23 protein-coding genes are annotated in these 25536 nt (G+C 59.7%); 8 read left to right on the top strand and 15 right to left on the bottom strand.

Annotation, left to right across the window (positions count from 1 at the left end; genetic code table 11):
- Positions 1-52 precede the first annotated feature (52 nt).
- From ACXAH3_RS02010 to ACXAH3_RS01960, 11 genes are all read right to left on the bottom strand, one after another.
- Positions 53-199 (bottom strand): hypothetical protein, encoded by a 147-nt coding sequence (locus tag ACXAH3_RS02010; RefSeq protein ID WP_474860397.1) that lies wholly within the window; start codon positions 197-199, stop codon positions 53-55.
- Positions 200-229: 30 nt separating this feature from the next.
- On the bottom strand, positions 230-1012 hold the full coding sequence (locus ACXAH3_RS02005) for a crotonase/enoyl-CoA hydratase family protein (protein ID WP_474860396.1): 783 nt from the start codon (positions 1010-1012) through the stop codon (positions 230-232).
- Positions 1013-1014: 2 nt separating this feature from the next.
- Positions 1015-1869: a hydroxymethylglutaryl-CoA lyase gene (locus tag ACXAH3_RS02000; RefSeq protein WP_474860395.1), complete on the bottom strand. Its 855-nt coding sequence runs from the start codon at positions 1867-1869 to the stop codon at positions 1015-1017.
- Between the two features lie 18 nt (positions 1870-1887).
- Entirely contained in the window at positions 1888-2565 is a 678-nt protein-coding gene (locus tag ACXAH3_RS01995; RefSeq protein WP_474860394.1) for a glutathione S-transferase family protein, read from the bottom strand.
- Positions 2562-4502 carry an acetyl/propionyl/methylcrotonyl-CoA carboxylase subunit alpha gene (locus ACXAH3_RS01990; protein ID WP_474860393.1) on the bottom strand — a complete coding sequence of 647 codons (1941 nt, stop codon included), beginning with the start codon at positions 4500-4502 and terminating at the stop codon, positions 2562-2564. Before ACXAH3_RS01990 ends, ACXAH3_RS01995 begins: the two co-directional genes overlap by 4 nt.
- A 64-nt stretch (positions 4503-4566) precedes the next feature.
- Positions 4567-5004, bottom strand: a complete 438-nt coding sequence (locus tag ACXAH3_RS01985) for a thermonuclease family protein (RefSeq protein WP_474860392.1) — start codon at positions 5002-5004, stop codon at positions 4567-4569.
- Between the two features lie 3 nt (positions 5005-5007).
- A complete protein-coding gene (locus tag ACXAH3_RS01980) occupies positions 5008-6612 on the bottom strand; it encodes a carboxyl transferase domain-containing protein (protein WP_474860391.1) in 1605 nt (534 codons plus the stop codon).
- Positions 6609-7025, bottom strand: coding sequence for a hypothetical protein (locus ACXAH3_RS01975; RefSeq protein WP_474860390.1), 417 nt, complete (start codon positions 7023-7025; stop codon positions 6609-6611). The genes ACXAH3_RS01980 and ACXAH3_RS01975 overlap by 4 nt, the downstream gene beginning before the upstream one ends.
- Before the next feature lie 46 nt (positions 7026-7071).
- Positions 7072-8232 (bottom strand): isovaleryl-CoA dehydrogenase, encoded by a 1161-nt coding sequence (locus ACXAH3_RS01970; RefSeq protein WP_474860389.1) that lies wholly within the window; start codon positions 8230-8232, stop codon positions 7072-7074.
- A 152-nt stretch (positions 8233-8384) separates the two neighbouring features.
- Positions 8385-9587 carry a DegT/DnrJ/EryC1/StrS family aminotransferase gene (locus ACXAH3_RS01965; RefSeq protein ID WP_474860388.1) on the bottom strand — a complete coding sequence of 401 codons (1203 nt, stop codon included), beginning with the start codon at positions 9585-9587 and terminating at the stop codon, positions 8385-8387.
- 44 nt (positions 9588-9631) lie between these two features.
- Complete coding sequence (locus tag ACXAH3_RS01960; protein WP_474860387.1) at positions 9632-10315, bottom strand: HAD-IA family hydrolase; 684 nt, start codon at positions 10313-10315, stop codon at positions 9632-9634.
- Between the two features lie 132 nt (positions 10316-10447).
- On the opposite strand from ACXAH3_RS01960, the gene glmU reads away from it, so the two are divergent.
- Genes glmU through ACXAH3_RS01945 form a run of 3 tightly spaced genes read left to right on the top strand, consistent with a single transcriptional unit; the run spans position 10448 to position 14410 of the window.
- The gene (glmU, locus tag ACXAH3_RS01955) at positions 10448-11803 is read left to right on the top strand and encodes a bifunctional UDP-N-acetylglucosamine diphosphorylase/glucosamine-1-phosphate N-acetyltransferase GlmU (RefSeq protein WP_474860386.1); all 1356 of its coding nucleotides are present in this window, start codon (positions 10448-10450) and stop codon (positions 11801-11803) included.
- A gap of 1 nt (position 11804) precedes the next feature.
- On the top strand, positions 11805-13625 hold the full coding sequence (glmS, locus tag ACXAH3_RS01950) for a glutamine--fructose-6-phosphate transaminase (isomerizing) (protein WP_474860385.1): 1821 nt from the start codon (positions 11805-11807) through the stop codon (positions 13623-13625).
- A complete protein-coding gene (locus ACXAH3_RS01945; protein ID WP_474860384.1) occupies positions 13622-14410 on the top strand; it encodes a DNA alkylation repair protein in 789 nt (262 codons plus the stop codon). The genes glmS and ACXAH3_RS01945 overlap by 4 nt, the downstream gene beginning before the upstream one ends.
- Positions 14411-14504: 94 nt before the next feature.
- Here the strand turns inward: ACXAH3_RS01945 and ACXAH3_RS01940 are convergent, their stop codons facing one another.
- The gene (locus tag ACXAH3_RS01940; protein WP_474861138.1) at positions 14505-16085 is read right to left on the bottom strand and encodes an AMP-binding protein; all 1581 of its coding nucleotides are present in this window, start codon (positions 16083-16085) and stop codon (positions 14505-14507) included.
- Positions 16086-16162: 77 nt separating this feature from the next.
- A complete protein-coding gene (locus ACXAH3_RS01935; RefSeq protein ID WP_474860383.1) occupies positions 16163-16564 on the bottom strand; it encodes a D-galactarate dehydratase in 402 nt (133 codons plus the stop codon).
- A gap of 158 nt (positions 16565-16722) precedes the next feature.
- Between ACXAH3_RS01935 and moaA the strand changes: the two genes are divergently transcribed.
- Entirely contained in the window at positions 16723-17730 is a 1008-nt protein-coding gene (moaA, locus tag ACXAH3_RS01930; protein ID WP_474860382.1) for a GTP 3',8-cyclase MoaA, read from the top strand.
- An 85-nt stretch (positions 17731-17815) separates the two neighbouring features.
- Here moaA and ACXAH3_RS01925 read toward each other — a convergent pair whose 3' ends face one another.
- Complete coding sequence (locus tag ACXAH3_RS01925) at positions 17816-18979, bottom strand: M20 aminoacylase family protein (RefSeq protein ID WP_474860381.1); 1164 nt, start codon at positions 18977-18979, stop codon at positions 17816-17818.
- 346 nt (positions 18980-19325) lie between these two features.
- On the opposite strand from ACXAH3_RS01925, the gene ACXAH3_RS01920 reads away from it, so the two are divergent.
- The 4 genes from ACXAH3_RS01920 (at position 19326) to ACXAH3_RS01905 (ending at position 24265) form a co-directional block, all read left to right on the top strand.
- Complete coding sequence (locus ACXAH3_RS01920; protein ID WP_474860380.1) at positions 19326-21035, top strand: peptide ABC transporter substrate-binding protein; 1710 nt, start codon at positions 19326-19328, stop codon at positions 21033-21035.
- Between the two features lie 66 nt (positions 21036-21101).
- Positions 21102-22112: an ABC transporter permease gene (locus ACXAH3_RS01915; protein ID WP_474860379.1), complete on the top strand. Its 1011-nt coding sequence runs from the start codon at positions 21102-21104 to the stop codon at positions 22110-22112.
- Complete coding sequence (locus ACXAH3_RS01910) at positions 22105-23004, top strand: ABC transporter permease (RefSeq protein WP_474860378.1); 900 nt, start codon at positions 22105-22107, stop codon at positions 23002-23004. Before ACXAH3_RS01915 ends, ACXAH3_RS01910 begins: the two co-directional genes overlap by 8 nt.
- A 196-nt stretch (positions 23005-23200) precedes the next feature.
- Entirely contained in the window at positions 23201-24265 is a 1065-nt protein-coding gene (locus tag ACXAH3_RS01905; protein ID WP_474860377.1) for a YeeE/YedE family protein, read from the top strand.
- Here the strand turns inward: ACXAH3_RS01905 and ACXAH3_RS01900 are convergent.
- Positions 24198-25484 carry a DUF3422 family protein gene (locus ACXAH3_RS01900; RefSeq protein WP_474860376.1) on the bottom strand — a complete coding sequence of 429 codons (1287 nt, stop codon included), beginning with the start codon at positions 25482-25484 and terminating at the stop codon, positions 24198-24200. The genes ACXAH3_RS01905 and ACXAH3_RS01900 overlap by 68 nt on opposite strands.
- Between the last annotated feature and the right edge of the window lie 52 nt (positions 25485-25536).

Genomic DNA, 25536 nt, shown 5'->3' with positions numbered 1-25536 from the left:
TGCCTTGAATTTGCGGGCCCCTTCCCTAACGCCAACTTCAGCGCTGCCAATGTCAAAACAATGGCAACCGGCCCACGCGCCACCGCTTTGCCCGCGATGGCGTGACCAAGTTGGTGATGGTGGTCGCGATGGTGATGGCGAAACCTGCCCAAAATGTCCCAATCAGCTTTTGGGTGATGTTGGCGGAACGTGCCACCATCATCAGTATGCACGAACGCAATCTAGCGGATCACGCCCAGCTTGGTTTCTCTTTCGCGAAGAACGCCGCAATGCCTTCCTGTGCCTCGGCGCTTTCCCAACGGGCGACCAGTCCAGCAATGGTTTCGTCGATGATTTCTTCTGTGATGGGTGGGCCAAGACGGCGGGCCAACGCTTTGGCTTCTGCCACCGCACCGGGGGCGACGGATAGGTAAGGCGTCACTTCAGCCTCGACCGCAGCGTCCAGATCTTCAGGGGCAACAGCCTTGGCCAGCAGGCCCAGCGTCACCGCCTCGTCTGCATCAAAAATACGCGCCGACATGAAGACGCGCCGCGCCATCGCCTCGCCCAGACGGGCCAAAACATAAGGGCCGATGGTGGCCGGGATCAGGCCCAGACGGGTCTCGGTCAGGCCAAACTTTGCGCATTGAATACCGATGGACACATCCGAAACCGATGCCATACCGACCCCGCCCCCGAACGCCTGCCCCTGAACGCGCGCGATCAAGGGCTTGGGCATTTCATTCAATGCATTCAACATCATAGCCAGCTTCTTGGCCTCGACCCCGCGGGTCACGGGATCGGCCGCCATCTGGTCCTGCATCCAGCGCAGATCCCCGCCCGCGCAGAAGCTTTTTCCATCGCCGGTCAGAATCACGACGCGTACTGCGTCATCCGCACCCAGCGTGTGAGCGGCATCCGTCAGTTCTTCAATCATCAGGGCCGACATGGCGTTGTGCTTGTCCGCACGGTCCAACAGCAGCGTCGCAACACCGCGTTCGTCCGTGGTGATCGAGATCGTCTCGTATCCCATAATCAGTCCCCTACCCGCATTTGCCGTGCCATCTGGGCGGCTTTGTCCAAAATCTCCCGGTCCAGCCCTGTGGCATAGCCCAGCGCGGTCACCCGGTCATGCACGGCCTCGGTCGCCACGTTGCCCTGCGCACCGGGCGCATAGGGACAACCGCCCAACCCGCCAACGGCAGCATCAAACACGCGAATGCCCTTAACAAGCGACGCTTCGACATTGTCGCACGCCCGCCCGCTTGTGTCGTGGTAATGACCTGCAAATTTCGCCGCGTCGCCTTCACCCAGCACTGCGTCCAGCATGACGCTGATGCTCTCGGGTGTGGCCTGTCCTATCGTATCTCCCAACGAGATTTCATAGCAGCCCATGGCAAGCAGCTCTTTCGCAACCCACGCCACCTGCGCTGGATCTGTCTTGCCGTCATAAGGGCAGTCCGTCACGCAGGAAATGTAGCCACGCACGGGAAGACCTGCCGCTTTGGCGGCCTCGGCCACCGGCTGGAACCTCTCAAGGCTTTCGGCGATCGTGCAGTTGATGTTGGCCTTGGAAAACCCTTCCGAGGCCGAACCAAAAATCGCGATCTCGTCGGCCTTTGCAGCCACCGCACCTTCAAACCCGCGCATGTTCGGGGTCAGGGCCGCATAGGACACGCCTTCGGCCCGCTTGATCCCCGCCAACACATCCGCGCTATCGGCCATCTGAGGCACCCATTTGGGGCTGACGAAGCTGGCGACCTCGATCCGTTTGAAGCCCGCACCGGACAGCAGATCGACCAGAGCGATCTTTTCACCCGTGGGGATCTGGCGCTTTTCGTTTTGCAGCCCATCGCGCGGACCGACCTCGAAAATCTCTACGTATTCCATAGGGTTACTCCACCCTTCTCACTCAGTGGGGACAGGATAGAAATCCTGCGCATAGAAACGCTGTTCACCCTCGCGGGCGACGGTGCGCTGGTAAGACGGCAAGGCCTCGATCCGCGCCTTATATGCGGTGATATTCGGAAATTCGTCCAGCTTCACATAGTAAGGCGCGGCAAAAATGTTAAACCCCATCATGATATCCGCCGCCGAGAAGCCGCGATCCAGCAGCCATTCGCGCCCTTCCAGATGCGTCTCAAGCCCTGCCAGCGTGTGACGAAGACGCGCCACATTCAGCTTGATCACAATCGGGCTGGGCTTTGCGGGCGGGCGCAGGAACACCATCTGCATGTTCAACTGCTCGATCTGGCTGGCCATGGTTTCCGTATAGTGTATCCATTGCAGGTAATCCGTGCGCTCGGGCTGGCCGGGGGAAACGCCGAACTCGGGGGCATAGGTCTCGGTCAGATACTCAACGATTGCTCCGCTTTCCGACATGGTGATGTCACCGATTTCCAGTGCCGGAATACGCGTGGCGGGGGACACCTTGCGCAGCCCCCCCTCGAACATCTCTTTCGAGCCGATCTGGTATTCGACCACGTCAAGCTTTTCGCCCAGTTTGTCTTCAAGCCCGATTTCTTCGATCAGCCAAAGCACCCGGACCGAACGGCCATATTGAACGTGATGCAGTCGAAAACTCATGCGTCTTCCTCTTCGTCTTCCAAACGGATCAGCGGTGCACCGGCTTCAACTTGATCGCCATCAGCGCACAACACCTCGGCCACCACGCCATCACGTGCGGCTTCCAGCGAATGCTCCATCTTCATGGCCTCAAGGATCGCAAGGCGGTCACCTTCTTTCACCTCTTGTCCCGCTTTGGCAAAGACGGCTTTCACCAGACCCGGCATCGGCGCTTCAATCACGCCTGCCCCGGCACCGGCACCAGCGTCCTGATCAAGCGGGTCAGCCACGTGGAACTCCAGTCCCGATTGCGCAAAGACGGTGACAACATTGCCCGCTTTGGCAACACGCGGACCGCGATCTTCGCCCATCTTCCACTGACCGTTCAGGCAAGTGGCTTCGATGCTATCCTCACCCACGGTGATCACGTGACGATCCGCGCCATCCGAAGTGACAACGACATCAAAGGTCTCGTCCGCGTGGGTCAGCGTGATAAAATGGTTCAATCCGCCCCACAACGTGAACCCAGTGCCTTCGCGCTTCAAAAGGCCAAGCGCGCACAGGGCGGCGGCTCCGATATCGGCCATCGTCGGCCCCGGCTCGTGGGTCAGAGCCTCAAGGTCACGTTCAATCAGGCCCGTGTCCACGTCCCCCTTTGCGAAACCTTCATGCCGGGTCAACGCGCCAAGAAAAGCCAGGTTGGTCACAGACCCGGCGACCTCGGTCTTCGACAGTGCAGACGAAAGCATCCGCAACGCTGCCGCACGCGATCCGGCATGGACCGTCAGCTTGGCAATCATCGGATCATAGAACGGGCTGATCGTGTCCCCTGCCCGCACGCCCGTATCAGCCCGTGCACCTTCGGGGAATTTCAGGTGGCTCAGCGTGCCGGTCGCGGGAAGGAAGCCCTTGGGCACGTCTTCGGCATAAAGGCGCGCTTCGAACGAATGCCCGGTGATGGTCAGCTCGTCCTGCTGCTTGGGCAGACCTTCTCCGCTTGCGACGCGCAGCTGCCATTCAACAAGGTCAACGCCGGTGATCGCTTCCGTAACGGGGTGTTCCACCTGAAGACGGGTGTTCATTTCCATGAACCAGAACCCGTCCGTACGCAAACCATTTGCCCCATCCACGATGAACTCGACCGTGCCAGCCCCCTTGTAACCAATTGCCTCAGCCGCACGGACGCCTGCCATGCCCATCGCCTCGCGGACCTCTTCGGTCATGCCCGGCGCTGGCGCTTCTTCGATCACCTTCTGGTGGCGACGTTGCAGCGAGCAGTCGCGTTCAAACAAATGCACAGCGTTGGTGCCATCGCCAAAGACCTGCACCTCGATATGACGGGGGCTAAGGATGTATTTCTCGACCAGCACATCGGCATTGCCGAAAGCGGTCTGGGCCTCGCCCTGTGCCGATTTCAAAGCGTCTGCAAAATCAGCAGGATCGTCCACGCGACGCATCCCCTTGCCGCCACCGCCGGCAACGGCCTTGATCAGCACGGGATAGCCCATTTTATCTGCCTCGGCGGCTAGAAGTTTGGGGTCCTGATCTTCGCCATGATAGCCCGGCACGACCGGCACGCCTGCGTCCACCATCAGCTTCTTAGCCGCGTCTTTCAAACCCATCTTACGGATTGCATCGGACGACGGGCCGATAAAGGTCAGACCGGCCTTTTCAACTGCATCCACAAAGTCAGGGTTTTCCGACAGAAAACCATAGCCGGGGTGAATCCCCTGCGCACCAGTATCCAGCGCGACCTGAATAATCCGGTCGCCCAACAGATAAGACTGCGCAGGCTGCGGTGGGCCGATATGCACGGCTTCATCCGCCATTTTCACGTGACGCGCATCGGCATCTGCGTCCGAATACACGGCGACAGTGGCCACACCCAGCTTGCGGGCAGTGTCGATGACGCGGCAGGCAATCTCGCCACGGTTTGCAATCAGGATTTTCGTGAACATCGCTGTTCCTCCTTCGGGTGGGGCTTTGCCCCGTGTTTGGTCACCCGCAATCGCGGGCGTGTATTCAATTCAGTCGGTCACACCAGTTGACGCGCCCACCGCCGCGATAGGCCAATGCCAGTCCTTCGCTGATCAGCGTATCACCCACGTCGCGCCCATCCGCAGACAGGCGCACCAGTTCGCGACCATATTTGTCGTGTCCGTCATGGCGCATCGCGATGTCCGCCCCTTTCACGATCTGGCGCAGGCGGGCCGTGGCCTTGTCGCCCAGCGCCTTTTCCTCGGGGCAACCCGGGTCTTTCGTCTCAGGCGTATCAAATCCAACCAACCGCGCAGTGCGATTGCGATCCGGGCATTTCAGTTCAACCGTATCCCCGTCATAGACATAGCCCAGCCGACAGCCGTCGATCACACTCACGCGTGGGATAGGCGCGATTTGCTCGGCCAGCGTGTAGAGGATCAGAAGCGTCACGCCGCAATATATGACAAGGTTCGTGTCCACCGATTACATCCGGAAGACGCCAAACTTGGTCTCTTCGATTGGCGCGTTCAGAGCCGCCAACAGCGACAGGTAAAGCACTTCGCGCGATTTGCGCGGGTCGATCACGCCGTCATCCCACAAACGCGCCGAGGCATAGAGCGGGTGGCTCTGTTCCTCGAACATGTCGATGGTGGGCTGCTTGAACTCGGCTTCTTCTTCCGCCGACCATTCGCCGCCCTGCCGTTCGATGGCATCGCGTTTCACGGTCGCCAAAACGCCCGCCGCCTGTTCACCGCCCATCACCGAGATGCGCGAGTTCGGCCATGTCCACATAAAGCGCGGCTGGTAAGCGCGACCGGCCATGCCGTAGTTGCCAGCCCCGTAAGAGCCACCGACAACCATCGTCACCTTGGGCACGTTGGTTGTGGCCACGGCGGTCACCATCTTGGCGCCGTGACGGGCGATGCCCTCGTTTTCGTACTTCCGGCCCACCATGAAGCCGGTGATGTTTTGCAGGAACACCAGCGGGATATTGCGCTGGCTGCACAGCTCGACGAAATGTGCGCCTTTCTGCGCCGCTTCCGAGAAGATGACGCCGTTATTGGCGATGATCCCGATGGGGCAGCCTTTAAGATGGGCAAAGCCGGTAACCAGCGTTTCGCCAAAGCGCGGCTTGAACTCGTCAAAGCGCGAGTCGTCGACGATCCGCATGATCACTTCTCGGATGTCATAGGGCGTCTTCAGGTCGGCGGGGACCACGCCCAACAGCTCCTCGGCATCGTAGGCCGGTTCTTCGGGTTCTTGCCACTTCACCGTGATCGGCTTTTCGCGGTTCAGGCTTTCGACAGCACGACGGGCCAGAGCCAGCGCGTGCGCGTCATCCTCGGCCAGATAATCTGCCACGCCCGACAGACGCGTGTGGACGTCGCCGCCTCCAAGGTCTTCAGCCGATACAACTTCGCCTGTTGCGGCTTTCACCAAAGGCGGACCGGCAAGGAAAATGGTCCCCTGCTCTTTCACGATGATGGTCACGTCCGACATGGCAGGCACGTAGGCACCGCCTGCGGTACAGGACCCCATCACAACTGCGATCTGAGGGATGCCCTTCGCGGACATGCGGGCTTGGTTATAAAAAATCCGGCCAAAGTGATCGCGATCCGGGAAGACCTCGTCCTGCTGCGGCAGGTTCGCGCCGCCACTGTCGACCAGATAGATACAGGGCAGATTGCACTCTTCCGCGATCTCTTGCGCGCGCAGGTGCTTTTTGACTGTCATGGGGTAGTAGGTCCCACCCTTCACGGTCGCATCGTTGCACACGATCATGCATTCCTGACCATGCACCTGACCGATCCCCGCGACGACACCCGCACAAGGGGCAGCGCCGTCATACATGCCATGGGCAGCCGTCGCGCCAACCTCAAGAAACGGAGACCCCGGATCCAAAAGGTTCGACACGCGGTCACGCGGCAACATCTTGCCACGGCTCAGGTGACGGTCGCGGGATTTCTGCCCGCCGCCACCAACGGCAGCCTCGGCAGCGTCGGCCACCACTTTCAGTGCTTCAAGGTGACCCGCGCGGTTGGCCTTCCAGGCCTCGGACCCGGGGGTTGCTTGGGATTGTAGTTTCATTGGATCCCCTTCAATTTCATGGATTTCCGTATAATTGATGGTCCTGCAAGAAAGCAGTACACCATGATCAATGCGCCCCAGAGATTAGGCTGAATGCGCCCGAGCCCATCGACAAAAGTAAGACCCAACTTTGTCACGAGGCTGAACCCGACGAACACACCTATCAAAGCGAACGGCAGTGCCAGCAGATGTTGCCAGAATGCGAAACGAAATCTGCGATCACATCCCGTGCAGAAAAGCTGATCTTTAGGAATGCAGAACCAGCGCCACACGACCTTACCGCCGCACGCTGAGCACGATAGTCGGAACGGCCAACTAAACACAGACCACACCGCTCCGATCACAGGCTTAACAATCGTCACCCAGATCTGCGCGACCGAGCGCTGGAGGATATCTGGCGGGCGTTGGCTCATTTAGCTCTCTTGCACTTGGATAAGCAGTTACAGAACCAAGCTTTCATCACTGCGCGCTCATCAGTTCTCGCCCAATCAGCATACGACGGATTTCGGACGTCCCTGCGCCGATCTCCATCAGCTTCGCGTCGCGGAAAATGCGGCTCACTGGCGTTTCGTTCATAAAGCCCGCACCACCCATGGCCTGCACCGCTTGGTGCGCCTGTTTCATGGCTTCTTCGGACGCATAAAGCACACAGGCTGCGGCGTCCTGACGGGTCACCTCACCACGGTCACAGGCCTTGGCGACTTCGTAAACATAGGCACGGGCCGAATTCATCGCGGTGTACATGTCGGCGATCTTCGCCTGCATCAGCTGGAAGTCCCCAATCGGGCGACCGAACTGCTTGCGCTCTTTCATATAGGGCATGATTTCGTCCAGACAGGCGGCCATGATGCCGGTGCCGATCCCTGACAGAACCACGCGTTCGTAGTCCAGTCCTGACATCAGAACAGCAACACCTTTGCCTTCCTCGCCCAGCACGTTCTCGAACGGCACTTCCACGTCTTCAAAGATCAATTCGGCAGTGTTCGATCCGCGCATGCCCAGCTTGTCGAAATGTTCCGAGGTCGAGAAGCCCTTCATCCCCTTTTCGATGATAAACGTCGTGATACCACGCGGGCCAGCATCTGGGTCGGTCTTGGCGTAAACGACCAGAGTATCCGCATCCGGGCCATTGGTGATCCAGAACTTGGTGCCGTTCAGAACGTAGTATCCGTTACGCTTTTCGGCGCGCAGCTTCATCGACACAACGTCCGAGCCAGCGCCCGCTTCCGACATGGCCAACGCGCCGATATGTTCGCCCGAACACAGCTTCGGCAGATACTTTGCCTTCTGTTCATCCGTGGCGTTGCGACGGATCTGGTTCACGCAAAGGTTCGAATGCGCGCCATAGGACAGCGAGACCGAGGCCGAGGCCCGCGCGATTTCCTCAACAGCCACAACATGCGCCAGATAGGACATGTCCGATCCGCCAAATTCTTCTGGCGTGGTGACGCCCAGCAGGCCCAAATCGCCAAACTCTTTCCACAGCTCGTTGGGGAACTCGTTCTTCTGATCCACCTCAGCCGCAATCGGCTTGATCCGGTCCTGTGCAAACCGATGCACCATCTCGCGGATGGCGTTGACGTCTTCGCCCAGATCGAAATTCATAGAGTTGTTGAACATGGCGGCTTCCTTCCGGATCAGGTATTCAGGATCGCATTATTGAACGCTTGTTCAGTTAACTGTCTGAAAGCTCGATTCGCGTCAATACGCGCAGAAATTCACGCAGCGTCACAACGCGCGTGGTGCTTGTTATCAGTTAAATGATAAGGGGATCAGCCCGCCTGATACACAGCACCGACCTCGTCACGAATGATCCGCGCAATCAGGGCGCAATCGTCCAAGCTGAAGGTCAGCGGCAGACGCAGATCGACAATACCTTTCAAGATCCGGTCGGTCTTGGGCAGGCTGGGCGTGTCGGCATAACGCCAACTGTCATAGCGGCTGGTAAAGCCCGCAGGCTCGGCCCCGCCGAACCATTTCAGCTCGACGCCACGGTCGGCACAGCGCGCGACAACATCCGTCACCGCGTCCTCGGACCAATCCAGCAGCAGGAACTGGAACGAGGACATAACATAGTCCTCGGCTGCGGGCCGTTCGATCACGGTAAGGCCCGGCGTCCCCTGAAGCCCGTCTTCCACCGCACGATAGCGTGCATTCCACGCCGCACATTGATCATCCAACTTCGCCAGCTGAGGCCGCAAGATCGCCGCCCGCAAATTGTCCATCCGGCCCGAGATATTTGGCGTGACATACTTCACCTTCTCGAACGCCTCGGCGGGCGGGCCAGCCAAGTGACGTTCATACAGCATATAGCTGCCCGACAAGATGATCGCGCGGGCCATCAGATCGGGATCGTCAGAAATCAAAAGCCCGCCCTCGCCCGAATTTGCGTGCTTGTAGGTCTGGGTCGAGTAAGCCGCCATCGCGCCATATCGCCCCGACAGAACCCCGTTCCAACGCGCACCCATCGTGTGGGCGCAATCCTCTATCACCGTGACGCCCGCCCCGTCACAGATCCGCATCAAGCGCTCCATATCGCAAATATGCCCACGCATATGCGACAAAAGCAGCACGCGCGGTGCATCGGGGTCAGCCAACAGCTCGGCCAGATGATCCAAGTCGATGGTTAAGCCCTCGGTCACGCCGACAAAGACGGGTTTGCCGCCCACCGAGGCAATCGCACCGGGCACTGGCGCCAAGGTGAAAGCGTTGGTCAACACGCTGTCACCTGCTTCAACCCCCACCGCACGCAAGGCCGTCGCGATGGCATAGCCACCTGACGACACAGCCAAGGCATATTTCGACCCCATCTGGGCTGCGAATTCTTGCTCCAGAAGCGCGACATGCGATGTCTCGCCCTCGGCCACGTTATAGCGGTGCAGTCGCCCGTGGCGCAAAACGTCCAAGGCCGCTTCGATCCCTTCGTCCGGGATGGGCTCTTGCTGGGTGAAATTTCCGGTGAATCGATCTGTCATGGGCCGAGACTGCGCAGAACCTGCCTGCGGGTCAATAAAGCGTTTCATCCAATCAACCGTGAAACCGTGTCGTCCAGATTATCATAGTGATCCAGCATCGCCTCGGGATCCAACCGCGCCACGCCCGGCCCTTCTGGACCGAACCCGACCAAGATGCAAGGTACATTGGCCGCGCGTGCTGTGTCCCGATCCGTCAAGGTATCGCCAACCAAAAGCGCACAGGCCGGATCCCCGCCGGCCTGCACCGCAGCCGCCACAAAGGGGGCTGGGTCAGGCTTGCGGGTCGGCAGCGTGTCCGCCCCGATCAGCGAGGTGAACCTGTCCAGAATGCCCAAGCGGGTCAGCAGGATGCGCGCCAACCCCTCGGGCTTATTGGTGCAAATACCCACCGCATAGCCTGCCACGTGCAGCCGCTCCACGGCCTCCATCGTGCCGGGATAGATCACGGTGTGCCGATCAATGTCGTTTTCATAGGCTGTCAGCAGGTTTGGAAACTCGCGATCCACATCGGCCTCGTCCGCAGCACCGTTCAGGCGTTCGAACCCCAGCCGCAACATTGCCCGCCCACCGTGAAACGCCGTCAGTGCATCCGCCACCGGATCCAGCATTGCCCCATGGCCCAACCCTTCAAAGCATGCATTGGCGGCCGCGATCAGGTCGCCCGACGTGTCCGCCAGCGTGCCATCCAGATCGAATATTACCGTCCGTTTTCCGTTGCCTTGCGTCATTCCCTTGATCCTTCTTTGGCAATTCCCCGCCGAAGCCTGTAACCTCGCGTAAGGTTAATTGAACCAGTTTCCCTTGCGAGCCGCGCCTCAAGGGGTAAAACGGGCCAAAAGGAATTGAAAGAGCAGAATGATATGGCGACAGCCCTGATTGTCCTTGCCGCTGGCAAAGGAACACGGATGAATTCGGACCTTCCCAAGGTAATGCACGAGGTCGCAGGCGCACCTTTGTTCGCCCATGCGCTGGCATCGGGCGCGGCTCTGGAACCCGAACGCGCGGTGCTGGTTGTGGGTCACGGAGCCGAGACCGTCGGCAAGGCCGCCGCTGATCTGGACCCTGACATCACCATCGCCGTACAGGAAGAACAGCTGGGCACCGGACACGCCGTCGCACAGGCCCGCCCTGCGCTGGACGGCTTCGACGGGGATGCGATTGTTCTGTATGGTGACACGCCGTTCATCCGCCCCGAAACGCTGGAAGCCATGGCCGCCCAACGGACGGCCGGGGCCGATGTGGTTGTGCTGGGTTTTGAAGCCGCCGACCCGGGTCGGTATGGCCGCTTGATCGTGAATGACGGCGCCTTGGAGCGCATCGTTGAATTCAAAGATGCGTCAGATGAAGAACGCTCCGTAACCCTTTGCAATAGTGGCGTTGTAGCGGCAAACGCTCAGACCTTGTTCGACCTAATTGACGGGGTTGGAAATGACAATGCCTCGGGCGAGTACTACTTGACTGACATCGTCGAAGTGGCCCGCGCAAAAGGCCTGACCGCCCGTGTCGTTACATGCGACGAGGCCGAGACGCTGGGCATCAACTCGCGCTCCGAACTGGCTACGGCGGAAGAGATTTTCCAGACAAATGCCCGCGACGAGGCTCTGGAAAATGGCGTCACGCTGATTGCACGCGACACGGTCTATTTCTCGTATGACACGGTGATAGGCCGCGACACCGTCGTCGAACCCAACGTGGTCTTCGGCCCGGGCGTGACGGTAGAAAGCGACACTCGCATTCGCGCGTTCTCGCATCTGGAAGGATGCCATGTGTCGCGCGGTGGGGTCGTCGGCCCCTATGCCCGCCTACGCCCCGGTGCGGAACTGGCGGAAGACGCCAAGATCGGCAACTTCGTGGAAATCAAGAACGCTCAGATCGAAGAAGGCGCAAAGGTGAACCACCTGTCTTATGTTGGCGACGCCCGCGTGGGAGAAGGCGCAAATATCGGCGCGGGGACGATCACCTGCAACTATGATGGTGTCTCGAAGCACCACACTGACATTGGCGCGCGGACCTTCATCGGCTCGAACACCTGCCTTGTGGCCCCCGTTTCCGTCGGGGACGAGGCGATGACCGCCACAGGCACCGTGGTCACCAAGGACGTGCCAGCTGGCGCCATGGCGGTTGGTCGTGCCAAGACCGAGATTAAACCCGGTCTTGCTGTTAAATTGTTTACCAAGCTGCGTGCGGCCAAGGCCCGACGCCAGAAAGGATCCTGAGATGTGTGGAATTGTAGGGGTACTGGGCAATCACGAAGCCGCGCCGATCCTTGTTGAGGCGCTGAAACGGCTGGAATATCGTGGCTATGACAGCGCGGGCATCGCAACCATTGACGCGAAAGGCCAGTTGGGCCGCCGCCGCGCCGTTGGCAAACTGGTGAACCTGTCCGATACGCTGGTGCATGACCCGCTGGCAGGAAAATCCGGCATCGGCCACACCCGCTGGGCCACCCATGGCGCGCCCACCACGGACAACGCCCACCCGCACCGTGCGGGTTCGGTTGCTGTTGTACATAACGGCATCATCGAAAACTTCCGTGAATTGCGCGAGAAACTGGCCGCTGAAGGGTTGGAGTTCTCGACCGAGACAGACACCGAAACAGTTGCCCTTTTGGCGCAAAGCTATGTGGCGCAAGGGAAATCCCCGAAAGAAGCGGTCGAGCTGACTCTGTCTCAGCTCGACGGAGCATTCGCGCTTTGCTTCCTGTTTGACGGCGAACACGACCTGATGATCGCCGCCCGTAAAGGCAGCCCGCTGGCCATCGGTCATGGCGATGGCGAGATGTTCGTGGGTTCCGACGCCATCGCGCTGGCCCCGATGACCGACAAGATCACCTATCTGGAAGAAGGTGATTGGGCCGTCATCACTCGCGACGGGGCCGAGATTTTCGACGCCGAAGGCCGGCGCGCCAACCGTCAGATGAAACAGGTTAAGCTCGACGCCGCCCGGATCGAGAAAGGCGGATACAAGCACTATATGGCCAAAGAAATCGCCCAGCAGCCCACCGTGGTCGGCGAGGTGCTTGAGGCCTATGTATCCGGCGATAAAATCACCATGGATCTTGGCGGCATCAACTTCGCAGATGTGAACCGCCTGTCCATCGTCGCCTGCGGCACAGCCTATCTTGCCGGAATGGTCGCGAAGTATTGGTTCGAACACTATGCCCGCCTGCCCGTCGACATCGACGTCGCATCCGAGTTCCGCTATCGCGAGGCACCGTTCTCACCGAAAACTGTCGGCCTATTTGTCAGCCAATCGGGCGAAACCGCCGATACGCTGGCCGCGCTGCGCTATTCCGCAGGCAAGGCCGATAAGATCGTAGCGTTGATCAACGTGCCCGAAAGCTCGATCGCGCGCGAAAGCGATGTGGCGGTGGAGATCCACGCGGGCGTCGAAGTGTCCGTCGCCTCGACCAAAGCGTTCACCTGCCAGCTGACCAGCTTTGCCATCATGGCGCTGAAGGCCGCTCATGACCGCGGACATCTGGACGACGCTGAGCTGGCGAAGCACTTGGCAGAGCTACGCCAACTTCCCGGATTGATGAGCCACGCCCTGACCATCGACGCCGCCACCAAGGACATCGCCAGCAAACTGGCCGAGGCGCGTGACGTGCTGTTCCTAGGCCGTGGGCAAATGTATCCGCTTGCCTTAGAGGGCGCCCTAAAGCTCAAGGAAATCAGCTATATCCACGCCGAGGGTTATGCGTCAGGTGAACTGAAACACGGCCCCATCGCGCTGGTCGACAAGGTCACGCCAACCGTGGTGATGGCACCGCATGATGGGCTGTTCGACAAGACGGTTTCAAACATGCAAGAGGTCATGGCCCGCGGTGGCCGCGTGGTTCTGGTGTCCGACGCCCGCGCTGCGGAAGAAGCCGGCGATGGCGTCTGGCAAACCCTCGCTTTGCCCGAAGCGCCCGAGCTGATCCAACCGATCCTTTACGCCATTCCTGCCCAGCTTCTAGCCTATCACACGGCGATTGCGAAAGGCACGGATGTGGACCAACCCCGCAATCTTGCCAAATCGGTGACCGTAGAATGACCCTTGATGATGCACTGGCCGCGCTGAAGGCCCAGATCGAACCGGGCCGCGCCGAAGGGCAGAAGGCCTACCACAAACAAACACGCGAGGTCTGGGGCATCCCGAACCCCGCCCTGAACGATCTGACGAAAGAATGGCGTCAGGCGCTGTCCGTCGAGGACCGCGTCTCGCTGGCCGATCAACTTTGGAAAACCGATGTGTTCGAGGCGCGGATTGCCGCTGCCAAACTGCTGACACAAGCCCGCATTCGTCCGGATGATGCCGTGTGGGATCTGATCCAAAGCTGGGTGCCCGATTTCGACAGCTGGGCCATTGCCGACCACGTCTGCATGGCCGGGCAAAAACGTCTGGTGGCTGATCCCACCCGGCTTGATGATGTCGAGAAGTGGACCACATCAGACCACATGTGGACCCGGCGCGCGGCCCTTGTGATTACCCTGCCCTGGACCAAGCAAAATAATCCGAAAGACGAAGATATCGCCATCCGGGACCGTGTGCTGGGTTGGGCTGATGGCTATGTCACCGACCCCGAATGGTTCATTCAGAAAGCCATTGCATGGTGGGTGCGCGACCTGTCCAAACACGACCCCGATCGTGCCCGCGCCTTCCTGAAACCACATTCGAAAACCTTGCAGCCCTTCGCCTTGAAGGAAGCACGCAAGCACCTGCCCCCACCCGCTCAGCTTCAAAAAGAGGCCAAGGACAAATGGCGGGCCGAGAAGCGCAAATTGCGCGAGGAAAGCTGGGGGCGCCGCAGCAAGGACCCGTCGAACGGCGACGCGTAATCTGCGCGCACCTCAAACCTGCATTTTCTTGCCAAAAATATCCCGGGGTAGCATGAATTTCCGAAGGAAAATCATGCAAGGGGCAGCGCCCCCTTTACCCTCGCAGCTCGCGCCGCATGATCTTGCCAGTGGCGGTCATAGGCAGCTGATCCACGAAATCAACGCTTCTAGGCGCCACATGAGGGCTGATCCGGTCGCGCACCAGTTGGATCAACGCGTCCTCCATGCCCTCAGGCGCACAGCCATCCCGCAGTACGATTACTGCTTTGACCGCCTCGGTCCGCAAGGGGTCCGGCACACCGATCACCGCCGCCATGGTGACATCGGGATGGGTCATCAGACAGTTCTCGATCTCGCTTGGCCCAATACGATACCCGGCCGAGGTTATCACATCATCATCGCGACTGGCAAAAGTGAAATAGCCCTCGGCATCCTGACTGGCCAGATCGCCCGTACGCAGCCATTTCACACCGCCCACATCGTGAAACTTGTCGCGCGTCTTCTCTGGCAAGTTCCAATAGCGCAAGAACATCACTGGATCGGGCGATTTCACGCAGATCTCGCCCATTTCGCCTTGGGCAACGGGTGATCCATCTTCCGCCAGCAGGGCTACATCATGGCCGGGAATGGCCTGCCCCATGCTGCCCGGCTTTACCTCCATCGCGCCCGCGACTGATGACAGGACCAGATTGCATTCAGTCTGGCCGTAAAACTCGTTGATCTTCACGCCCAACACCTTATCGGCCCAGTCCAGCAACCCGGCCCCAAGGCTTTCGCCGCCCGAACCAATGGACCTTATATTGACGCCGTCAGGACATGCGTCTGACTGGCGCAACAGCTTCAACGCGGTCGGCGGCATGAACAAATTGCGCACGTTATGATCCGCAATCAGGCGATAGGCGGCCTCGGCCGTGAACTTGCGCATTCGGTGACTGACAATCGGAACGCCAAAATAAAGAAACGGCAGCGCCAGATCCATCAAGCCGCCAATCCACGCCCAATCGGCAGGGGTCCACCCCTTGTCGCCCGCCTGCGGGAAGTCCTCGTTATAGGTTTCGACGCTGGGCAGATGGCCCAACAGGAACCTTTGAGCATGCAGCACACCTTTGGGCGGCCCCGTGGTTCCCGAGGTATAGATCATCACCGCGGGATCTTCGGCCAAGGTGTCCGCCAGATCCACCAAGGGGTCCGCACGGCCCAACGCGCGCCACATATCCGTGGCCCCATCACAGGGCATGGTGGCAAAAACCGCGTCCAAATCGGGCAACTTGTCCCGGATTTCTAAGAGTTTTGGCATGCTTTCTGGATCGGTGACCACCAGCTTGGCCCCGCTATCCGATAGGCGATAGGCCAAAGCATCCGCACCGAACAACGTAAACAAAGGCAACACCACCGCGCCCAGCTTGTAGGCCGCAAAATGGGTAATCAGAACCTCGGGCCCCTGCCCCAACAGCACCGCAATCCGGTCGCCTTTGCCCAGCCCCGCTTCGTGCAGAACGGTTGCAAGCCGATCCGAGGCGTCCTTCAGGCGGCCAAAACTCCAGTCTTCGGCGCTACCGTCCTGACGAATATGTGTCAGCGCGATCCGATCAGGATCCAGCGCGGCCCAGCTGTCACAGCAACGTTCAGCAATGTTGAAATGTTGGGGTATATCCCAGCGAAACGCATCCCGCATTCCCGCCCAAGTTCCCCGGGGCGAGACCGTCTTGCGGGCGCGGCCAAGCTTCAGCCACGCCGCATCAGTCACAAGGCTCACGACCCGAAGACCACCAGTTCATGCAGGCCGGACAGGTCCAGATCCAACAGTTGCAGCGCAGAAATCGAGATTCGGCTGCCGCCTGTGGTCGTGGGCCGCAGCGTCACCTTGACCGTGCGGCCGGTGGCCTTGGATTGCACCCGCCCCTCGGTCTCGGACGTGACAAGTGGGGTTTCAACCCAGAAGCCCGGCACGGTGGGATCACCCAGATTGGCAACGGTTGTGCCCAAAGCCCCAGCGGGGACGGGCGCCGGGGCCAAAGCGGCCACGCGATCATCCTCGGTCGAGGTGTCAAACTCGTCCGCAGTGGTCGCATCCGCAGGCGGCGCGGCTTGGGGCACGATCGGTCCAGCCGGCTCCTGACGCAAATGCGGCGGCGACGGCAGAATATTGTTCATGTCTACGCCGGCACAACCTGTGACGGCCAGACAGGTGGCGGAAAGAAGAATAACCTGTTTCATACAGGCAAACTGGCGCAAAACGTCCGCGCTTTCAACGGTTGAAATGACGCGCCCGTGACTTGCGCGCACCTTTGCCCGCGCTTAGAGTCATTCGCATGGAAACGCCCAAACTTGTCGACCCGTTTCACCGTCCGGTGACTTATCTGCGCCTATCCGTCACGGACCGGTGTGATTTCCGCTGCACCTACTGCATGTCGGAAAACATGACCTTTCTGCCCAAGAAAGACCTTCTGACGCTCGAGGAACTGGACCGCATCTGCTCGGCCTTCATCGGGCTGGGCGTGCGCAAACTGCGCATCACAGGTGGCGAGCCGCTTGTGCGCAAGGGCATCATGGGTTTTTTCGACGCGATGGGGCGGCATCTGGACAGCGGCGCGCTGGACGAGCTAACGCTAACCACCAATGGATCGCAATTGCATCGCTTCGCCGATGATCTGTACAAGGCAGGCGTGCGGCGGGTGAACATTTCGCTTGATACGTTGGACGAAGGAAGATTCGCCGAAATTACCCGCTGGGGCCGTTTGCAAAACGTGATCCGGGGGATTGATGCGGCCCAAAACGCAGGGCTTCGCGTCAAGATCAACGCTGTGGCGCTGAAGGGCTTTAATGATGACGAGGTCTTCGCCCTTGCCGACTGGTGCGCCAGCCGCGATATGGACCTGACCTTTATCGAAGTCATGCCCATGGGCGATATGGGTGAAGAAAACCGGCTGGACCAATACTGGCCTCTGACCAAGCTGCGCCAACATCTGGAAACCAAGCTGAGCCTGACCGATCTGGACGACAACACTGGTGGTCCGGCCCGCTATGTACGCGTCGAAGAAACCGGCCAGAAAATCGGCTTCATCACCCCGATGACCCATAATTTCTGCGAAAGCTGCAACCGCGTCCGGATGAGCTGCACCGGCCAGCTTTACACCTGCCTGGGCCATGACGGCATGTCAGACCTGCGCGCGCCGCTGCGCTCGTCTGAAAGCGATGCCGTGCTGATCGACGCGATCCACGCCGCCATCGGGCGCAAACCCAAAGGGCACGACTTCGACTATAGCCGTCAAGAAATCCGCGGCCAAACGATCCGGCACATGAACCACACAGGCGGCTAACGCCTGCTCTTTATTTTCTTGTCGAAAGTCCCTTGGGGTGAATGCGCGAAGCGCAGAGGGGCAAAGCCCCTCTCCCTACACAATCTCACACAATCGGCATGCGGCTTTCCGCCATTTCCGCCCACCACGAGCAGCCAGCAGGAATCGCCTCGTCATTAAAGTTGTATTCCGGGTGGTGGACCATCGCGGTGTCCCCGTTGCCCATAAGGATATACGCGCCGGGGCGCTCTTCCAGCATGAAGGCGAAATCCTCGCCGCCCATGACGAATGGCGCATCAGCACAATCACCTGACACTTTGCGCGCTGCCTCGGCGGCGAAGGCGGTTTCGGCGTCATGGTTCACCATCACCGGATAATTTCGATCATACCGAACCTTGGCCTCGCCACCGAACGTTGCGGCGACCCCGTTGCAAATCTCTGAAATCCGCGTCTCGGCCAGATCGCGAATTTCAGGCGAAAGAGTGCGGACCGTGCCCTTTAAAAGCACCGATTGTGGGATCACATTGAACGTGGTTGACGACGTCTCGACCGAGGTGATCGAGACAACAACCTGCAAAGTCGGATCCGCATTGCGCGAGGCGATGGTCTGAAGCGCAGTCACCGCCTGCGCAGCCATCACCACCGGGTCAATCGTGTCATGAGGTTTGGCCGCATGACCACCACGCCCGACAAGCTCGATCTCTAACAAGTCAGCGGCGGCAAAGAACGGGCCTGGCCGGATCGCGAACGCGCCCAAGGGCTGGCCGGGCCAATTGTGCATGCCATAAACCTCTTGCACGCCGAACCGCTCCATCAACCCGTCTTCGCACATGACACGGCCGCCGCCGCCGCCTTCTTCGGCGGGCTGGAAGATCACCACGCAGGTGCCATCAAAATTGCGGGTCTCGGCCAGATATTGCGCCGCCCCCAACAGCATCGCGGTGTGCCCATCATGGCCGCAGGCGTGCATCTTGCCGGGCGTGCTGGACGCATAGTCCAATCCCGTTTCTTCATGGATCGGCAGCGCATCCATATCCGCCCGCAACCCAATCACCTTACCCGAGTCTGTCTTGCGCCCGCGGATCACTCCGACGACACCAGTGCGTCCGATCCCCTCGACCACCTCGTCGCACCCAAAGGCGCGCAGCTTCTCGGCCACAATCCCGGCGGTTCGATGGGTATCAAACAGAAGCTCGGGGTGTTGATGGAAATCCTGCCGCCACGCGGTGATGTCCTTGTGCAACTCGGAAAAACGGTTTCGGATCGGCAAAGGGGCATCCTTTCAGCTAGGGGGGTGGTCGGCATTTGCACCGTCCCAAAGACAATGCCCAGAAACTCGGCGACCCTCAAGTGACGCTTTCTCAAATCTTTGGAAGTTAGGGCCAAAGGCTTGATTTTCTACTTTAATTAGAAATGCCACAACCCTGAGATTTAAGCGAAACTCGGACGCTGCCCCTTGCACGTGCCCTGCGATACAGTGTCATATCAGAGTTAGAAATGGCAGTATGCAACACCAGTGTTCGAGTTTGATTTCTGCCGTGAACACAAAAACTTGCGCCGAATTCGCCTAAACCAGACGACCCTCGAACGAGCACACATCTAGGGAACGCATAAAGATGCCTGCCGTCTTCAGACCACTTGCCACAACTTTTCTGGGCCTTGCCGCTCAGTCATCTGCCGCTTATGCCGAACGCGGGGACCAAGGAAATTTGAACCTGATTTATTGGCAGGCCCCGACCCTGCTAAACCCCTATCTGGCATCCGGCCCTAAAGATTCTGAACCGGCCTCGATCGTGTTAGAGCCGCTGGCCCGCCATGACGAGACAGGCCAGATGGTCCCTTGGTTGGCAGAAGCGATTCCGACGCTGGGCAATGGCGGCGTCGCCACTGATATGCAGTCGATCACATGGTCCCTGAAACCCGGAATCAAATGGTCTGACGGCACTGATTTCACCGCTGATGACGTTGTCTTTACGGCCAAATACTGCATGGACGCCGACAGCGGCTGCCAGATGACCGCCAAATTCACCGATGTTGTTGAGGTGCAGGCGCTGGACGCCCACACCGTAAAGATCAGCTTTTCAAAGCCCAAACCCTATCCCTATGCGCCCTTTGTGGGACTTGAGGTTCCTGTGCTGCAAGCGGCCCAATTCGCAGATTGCATGGGTGCAAAGGCGTTGAATTGCTCTGAGCAGAACCTCGCCCCTATTGGCACCGGCCCCTATCAGATCGCCGACTTCAGGTCGGGGGATGTGGTGAGCTATGACATCAACCCCTTTTACCGTGATGCGGACAAACCGGGCTTTGCCAAGGTAACAATCAAAGGCGGAGGCGATGCCTCGGGTGCGGCCCGCGCCGTGCTGGAAACCGGCGAGTTTGACTATGCCTGGAACCTTCAGCTTGACCCGCAAGTACTGGGTCAGATGAAGTCTGCGGGCAAGGGTCAGGTGGTATCCTCTTTCGGGACGGCGGTCGAGCGGTTGCAGGTCAACTTGACCAACCCTGCGACTGATCTGGGCGACATGCGTTCGACCCGCGAAGGCGGTGCACACCCCTTCCTTGCCGATCCGCGCGTGACGAAGGCCCTGTCTTTGGCAATCGACCGCAGCACCCTGATCGACATCGCATATGGCGATGCAGGCCGTCCCACCTGTGATGTGCTTGCCGCGCCTGCGATCTATGCCTCGGGCGCGAATGACGCGTGCCTGACGCAAGATCTGGACGCGGCCCGTGCCTTGCTGGATCAGGCTGGTTGGACAGACAGCGACGGCGATGGCATCCGCGACAAGGATGGCATGGCGATGACCATGCTGTATCAGACCTCGGTCAATCCCGTGCGCCAGACCACGCAGGATCTGCTGAAAGCCTGGTGGTCTGAAATCGGCGTCGCGACCGAGCTGCGCGCCCTTGCCCCGTCTGTCTTCTTCGGCGGCGACCAATCCAGCCCGGACACATATCAAAAGTTCTATGCCGATCTTGAGATGTTCACCAACTTCTTCCCCGGCAACGATCCTGAACCGTACCTGCACAACTGGTCCTGCGCCGCGATCCCGACGCCTGAAAACGGCTGGTCCGGCATGAACGTGCCGCGTTACTGCGATCCTGACTACGATGCCCTGCTGGCCCAACTTGGCAACACGGTGAAAATCGAGGAACGGATCGCGATCTCGAAACAGCTGAACGATATGCTGATGCAGGCGGGGGCGCTGATCCCACTGGTGCACCGCGGCGAGGTTTCGGCCCATGCCAATACGCTTCAGGGCGTGCGGATGAATGTTTGGGACAGCGAACTTTGGAACATCGCGGACTGGACCCGCGCCAAGTAAGACCGCTAGACTGAAGGCGCGGCCAGTATTGGGTCGCTCCACGGAACCAAAGGCCGTCTATCGCCCATGTTAACCTATTGTTTGCGCAGGCTTTCTTTCTCGGTTCCCGTGCTGATCTTCATCAGCTTCGCCATCTTCCTTCTGATGGATTTGGCCCCGAATGACCCGACCGCCAACCTGCCCATGTCGATCCCAGCCGAAACCCGCGCCCAACTGCGCGAGGCGTTGGGGATCGGTGATCCTCTGCTGACCCGCTATCTGCTTTGGTGCAAACAGTTTTTCCTCCATGAACCGCTGAATTGGCTGACGAACCTGACGGGCCTCAGCTTCGGAGACCCCGACCGCCTGCGCGTCCTCAGCTGGGCCTCGCGTGCGCCCGTGGTGGACCTGATCGCCGAGCGTCTGCCCCAGACACTTTGGGTCGTGGGTCTGTCCTATGTACTGGGCATCTTGATCGCCCTGCCCGTCGGCATCTATTCGGCCTATCGCCAACATGGTTGGTTCGACCATCTGGGCGGCTTCATCTCGATGATCGGCTATTCAGTGCCGTCTTTCTTTCTGGGCGTCGTGATGATCGTAATCTTCGCGGTGAAACTGAACTGGTTTCCTTCCGTCTATGACACGACGCTGGCCGTCACCGGATGGGACAGCTTTCTGGTTCAACTGCGGCAGATGATCATGCCCGTCACCATTCTTGCGCTTTATAACGCCGCCCAAATCAGCCGCTATATGCGTGCCTCGATGCTGGACAATCTGCACCACGACTATGTCCGCACAGCCCGCGCGAAAGGCGCTTCCGAGCCCCGCGTCCTGCTGGCCCATGTTGCCCGCAATTCCCTTTTGCCGGTCGTGACGGTGATTGCTTTGGGCATCCCTCAGGTGTTGGCAGGTGCGATCATCACCGAACAAATATTCAAGATCAACGGGATCGGAGAGCTGCTGATTTCGTCCATCCAAAGCGGCGACTTACCCGTGGTTCAAACCCTGACCTTCCTGTTTGCAGTGTTGATCGTGCTGTTCAACCTGCTGGCGGACATCGCCTATGGCCTGTTGGATCCGAGGATCAGCTATGACTGATCTGACCGCCCTTAGCGCGCGCGCCAATGGGTTTTGGCAGCGATTTCAGCGGCACAAAGGCGCTGTGATTGGTGGCTACCTGTTGACACTGATCCTTCTGGCCGTCCTGATCGGGCCGTCCCTGTGGCCCCACAGCGCGGGGCAGATCAACGTCACCGCCCGCAACCTCGGCCCCGGCCTGTCGCACCCGATGGGCACCGATCACCTTGGCCGCGATCTGTTCGCTGCCGTCCTGCAAGGCGGGCGCGTGACGATCTTGGTGGGCGTGGTCGCTATGGGCTTGTCGGTCATAATCGGCGCCACAGTCGGCATACTTGCGGGCATGGTCCGCTGGCTCGACGCCCCGCTGATGCGCCTGACCGACCTGTTTCTGGCTTTGCCCGTTCTCCCCCTGCTTTTGGTCACGATCATGCTGTGGCGTGACAGCCTTCGCAGCCTTTTGGGGGCAGAGGCTGGGATCTTTCTGCTGATCGTTGCGATGATTGGCCTGACCAGTTGGATGCAAACCGCACGGATCCTGCGGGCAGAAGTGCTAGCGCTGAAGAAGCGCGAGTTCATCACAGCCGCCACTGCCCTTGGCCTGCGCCCATTGGGGCTGATCCGGCGGCACATCCTGCCCAATGTGATGGGGGTGATCATCGTCTCGGCGACGCTGGGGCTGGCCAATGCGATCATTACCGAAAGCGCGCTCAGCTTTCTTGGGCTTGGCTTTCCGCCGGACCACCCGACATGGGGTCGGCTGCTCTATGACGGGACCGAGTACCTGACCCTGACACCCGCCCGCGCCATCTGGCCGGGGCTGATGATCACGTTGACCGTCTTATGCGCGAATCACCTTGGAGATGGGCTGCGGGATGCGATGGATCCGCGCGGTACAGGCAGACGCAATTAGGGACAGGTCTCGCAATGAATCGCCGAAAATTAGTCCATACATCTGCACCGATACAGAATCTCAGTCCGATTTTCCGCACTACCCCTGTATGCAGAACACCTTCCCACTTTCGGGCGATATCCAGACACATTCAAAGCTTGATGTATGTGAATTCTCACGGCAGAGAGAACACATTCCCAAATGCGGAGACGTGAAGATGTTTGAGACCTTAGGCTTTGAAACCCTGACCCCACGCACAGCCTCGATCCTGTTCGGGCTGGGCCTTGGTGCGGCTTTCGGCATTCTAGCCGAGATCACACGCTTCTGTCTGCGTCGCGGTATTGTCGGGACAGGCAGCGAAGGCCGTCAGGCGCTAGCAGTTTGGCTGACAGCCTTGGCGGTTGCCGTCATCGGCACTCAAGGCGCTGTCATGACGGGTTTGATCGAGTTTGGCGACCACCGCTATCACGCACCCAATTTGTCAATCTTGTCTCTTCTGGTTGGCGGATTGATGTTCGGTGCCGGAATGGTCATGACACGCGGCTGCCTGTCACGGCTTGTCGTGCTTGGGTCGTCAGGCAATCTGCGGGCCGTGGTTGTAATCGGTGTCGCCGCGCTGACCGCGCAAGCCACCTTGAAGGGCGTTTTCTCTCCGCTTCGCACGACACTTGGCGCGGTTGAGATCCCCGCCCCCTCTTTGCCTCTGGTGTTCGTTGCAATTCCCGTTCTTCTTGCCGCGTTCTTTATCTTTCAAGCACGCCCCAAGGTTGGCACAATCTTGTTGGCCGTGCTGCTGGGTATACTGGTGCCGTTGGGCTGGCTGGGAACCGGATTGGTCTTGGCGGACGAATTCGATCCGATTGCCGTGGAAAGCCTGTCCTTCACATTGCCCTTGGCCGATACGCTGTTCTGGACCGCTGCGTCCAGCGCCGTAGGCGGCAACTTCGGCACTGGCTTGGTCGGCGGCGTCATCATCGGGGCCGCCCTGTCTGCCCTAATCGCCGGACGCTTTGCATGGCAAGGGTTTGAGGGCGCTGGCCAAATGGGTCGCTACCTTTCTGGTGGCGTGCTGATGGGAATAGGCGGCGTGTTTGCGGGCGGCTGCACCGTCGGTGCTGGCCTATCGGGCGTGGCTACCCTGTCGACCGCCGCGACGATTGCGCTTCTGGCCATTGTCGCAGGCGCATGGATTGCGGCCCGTGTCGACGCTCGTCTTAATGCCCCAGCGACTTCCGAATTCGACGCACAGACAGCCACACCAAAAGCACCACAGGCAGCGTAAGCAGCGTCGTCAGCATTCCTTTGGACACGCCAAGCGCACCCGCCAGCGGATAAAATAGATAGCCCGCCAGCGAGACGGCGTAATAGCTGATCGCAACGACGGACAGCCCTTCGACCGTTTCTTGCAGGCGCAGCTGCATCTTGGCGCGCGCGTCCATGCTTTCCAAAAGCGTTTGGTTTTGCTCGGCCCGTTCAACATCGACACGGGTGCGCAACAACTCGCCCGCGCGGGTGGCGCGGGCGCTCATGGTTTCAAGCTGGGTCGCCGCACTTCGGGTCGTGCGCATCGCAGGATCATAGCGGCGCATCATGAACTCGCTCAGCGTCTGACGCCCACGAAAACGCTCTTCCCGCAAGGCGCCAATGCGCTGGTTCAGAATGGCTTCATAGGCCCGCGTCGCCCCCATCCGAAACGAGGTCGAGGCCATCAGCTCTTCCAACTTAGCCGAGATATTCAGAAGCTCGCCCAGCGTGGCTTCGGGGCGATCATCGCCGCGCGTCATCGCGCCGACCAGATGGGTCAGCTCTCCGTCCAGATGGCGCAGCTTGCGATGGATCTCGAGCGCAACTGGGAAACCCAGCATCGACATGGCTTTATAGGTCTCGATCTCGCAAAGGCGCTGGACGATCCGACCGATCCGACGCTTGCTCGTCCCTTCCGCGATGAAGGCCACGAACCGCATATGGCCCGCGGGATCAATGCGGAAATCGCCCGCCAACATGGCCGAGTGGTCGATCACCCAAGTCGACGCGATGCTGTCCGACACGAACCATTCCCGTACCAGCTTGTCCATTTCTTTTTCGGTGCCCGGCATCTGCTGAACACGTATATGGGCCGAGGTGATGCGCGCACCCGGCGCGTCGGCCAGCCAGTCATCCGGGAAAACATCAAACGCCGCAGGGTCAAAGGCCCGCGACGATATTCCGTCTGAAAACACGGTGTAGCTGACGAACTCGTTATGCTGTTCCCATTTCAGGTAATACCGTCCGACCGCACCGAAATAGTGGTTCGATCCGGGGCTGGGATGCGGCGCGCCAAAACGGTCAAGAAGCGCGATCAGATGCTGGCGATCCGCCTCGCGATCCCGGTTGGCCGCGTTTTCCGGGCGCTTGATAGCCAGATAGACCGCCGTCCCCGGCGCGCTTAACGCGGGCGATGGGCGGGCGTGCAGCTCGTTCGCAAGCTCATAGCGGCCCGGGTGATCGGTCAGGTTCATCATACGCGTGTCTCCTTATCGCAAGTCGTAACAGAGACGCGACACATTGCAACCC

This window comes from Aliiroseovarius sp. ABM4_368, assembly GCF_056161205.1.
The sequence above is the reverse complement of the archived record's forward strand: the minus strand, read 5'-3'. Positions and strand labels throughout refer to the sequence as shown.

What these genes read in the sequence shown, in the direction of transcription:
- ACXAH3_RS02000 (WP_474860395.1), bottom strand. Translation starts at nt 1,869, where the DNA reads ATGGAATACGTAGAGATTTTCGAGGTCGGTCCGCGCGATGGGCTGCAA.
- ACXAH3_RS01975 (WP_474860390.1), bottom strand. Translation starts at nt 7,025, where the DNA reads ATGAGCCAACGCCCGCCAGATATCCTCCAGCGCTCGGTCGCGCAGATC.
- ACXAH3_RS02005 (WP_474860396.1), bottom strand. Translation starts at nt 1,012, where the DNA reads ATGGGATACGAGACGATCTCGATCACCACGGACGAACGCGGTGTTGCG.
- ACXAH3_RS01910 (WP_474860378.1), top strand. Translation starts at nt 22,105, where the DNA reads ATGACTGATCTGACCGCCCTTAGCGCGCGCGCCAATGGGTTTTGGCAG.
- glmU (WP_474860386.1), top strand. Translation starts at nt 10,448, where the DNA reads ATGGCGACAGCCCTGATTGTCCTTGCCGCTGGCAAAGGAACACGGATG.
- ACXAH3_RS01945 (WP_474860384.1), top strand. Translation starts at nt 13,622, where the DNA reads ATGACCCTTGATGATGCACTGGCCGCGCTGAAGGCCCAGATCGAACCG.
- ACXAH3_RS01940 (WP_474861138.1), bottom strand. Translation starts at nt 16,085, where the DNA reads ATGCGGGATGCGTTTCGCTGGGATATACCCCAACATTTCAACATTGCT.
- ACXAH3_RS01905 (WP_474860377.1), top strand. Translation starts at nt 23,201, where the DNA reads ATGTTTGAGACCTTAGGCTTTGAAACCCTGACCCCACGCACAGCCTCG.
- ACXAH3_RS01970 (WP_474860389.1), bottom strand. Translation starts at nt 8,232, where the DNA reads ATGTTCAACAACTCTATGAATTTCGATCTGGGCGAAGACGTCAACGCC.
- ACXAH3_RS01995 (WP_474860394.1), bottom strand. Translation starts at nt 2,565, where the DNA reads ATGAGTTTTCGACTGCATCACGTTCAATATGGCCGTTCGGTCCGGGTG.
- ACXAH3_RS01920 (WP_474860380.1), top strand. Translation starts at nt 19,326, where the DNA reads ATGCCTGCCGTCTTCAGACCACTTGCCACAACTTTTCTGGGCCTTGCC.
- ACXAH3_RS01960 (WP_474860387.1), bottom strand. Translation starts at nt 10,315, where the DNA reads ATGACGCAAGGCAACGGAAAACGGACGGTAATATTCGATCTGGATGGC.
- ACXAH3_RS01990 (WP_474860393.1), bottom strand. Translation starts at nt 4,502, where the DNA reads ATGTTCACGAAAATCCTGATTGCAAACCGTGGCGAGATTGCCTGCCGC.
- glmS (WP_474860385.1), top strand. Translation starts at nt 11,805, where the DNA reads ATGTGTGGAATTGTAGGGGTACTGGGCAATCACGAAGCCGCGCCGATC.
- ACXAH3_RS01900 (WP_474860376.1), bottom strand. Translation starts at nt 25,484, where the DNA reads ATGATGAACCTGACCGATCACCCGGGCCGCTATGAGCTTGCGAACGAG.
- ACXAH3_RS01965 (WP_474860388.1), bottom strand. Translation starts at nt 9,587, where the DNA reads ATGACAGATCGATTCACCGGAAATTTCACCCAGCAAGAGCCCATCCCG.
- moaA (WP_474860382.1), top strand. Translation starts at nt 16,723, where the DNA reads ATGGAAACGCCCAAACTTGTCGACCCGTTTCACCGTCCGGTGACTTAT.
- ACXAH3_RS01915 (WP_474860379.1), top strand. Translation starts at nt 21,102, where the DNA reads ATGTTAACCTATTGTTTGCGCAGGCTTTCTTTCTCGGTTCCCGTGCTG.
- ACXAH3_RS02010 (WP_474860397.1), bottom strand. Translation starts at nt 199, where the DNA reads ATGGTGGCACGTTCCGCCAACATCACCCAAAAGCTGATTGGGACATTT.
- ACXAH3_RS01980 (WP_474860391.1), bottom strand. Translation starts at nt 6,612, where the DNA reads ATGAAACTACAATCCCAAGCAACCCCCGGGTCCGAGGCCTGGAAGGCC.
- ACXAH3_RS01935 (WP_474860383.1), bottom strand. Translation starts at nt 16,564, where the DNA reads ATGAACAATATTCTGCCGTCGCCGCCGCATTTGCGTCAGGAGCCGGCT.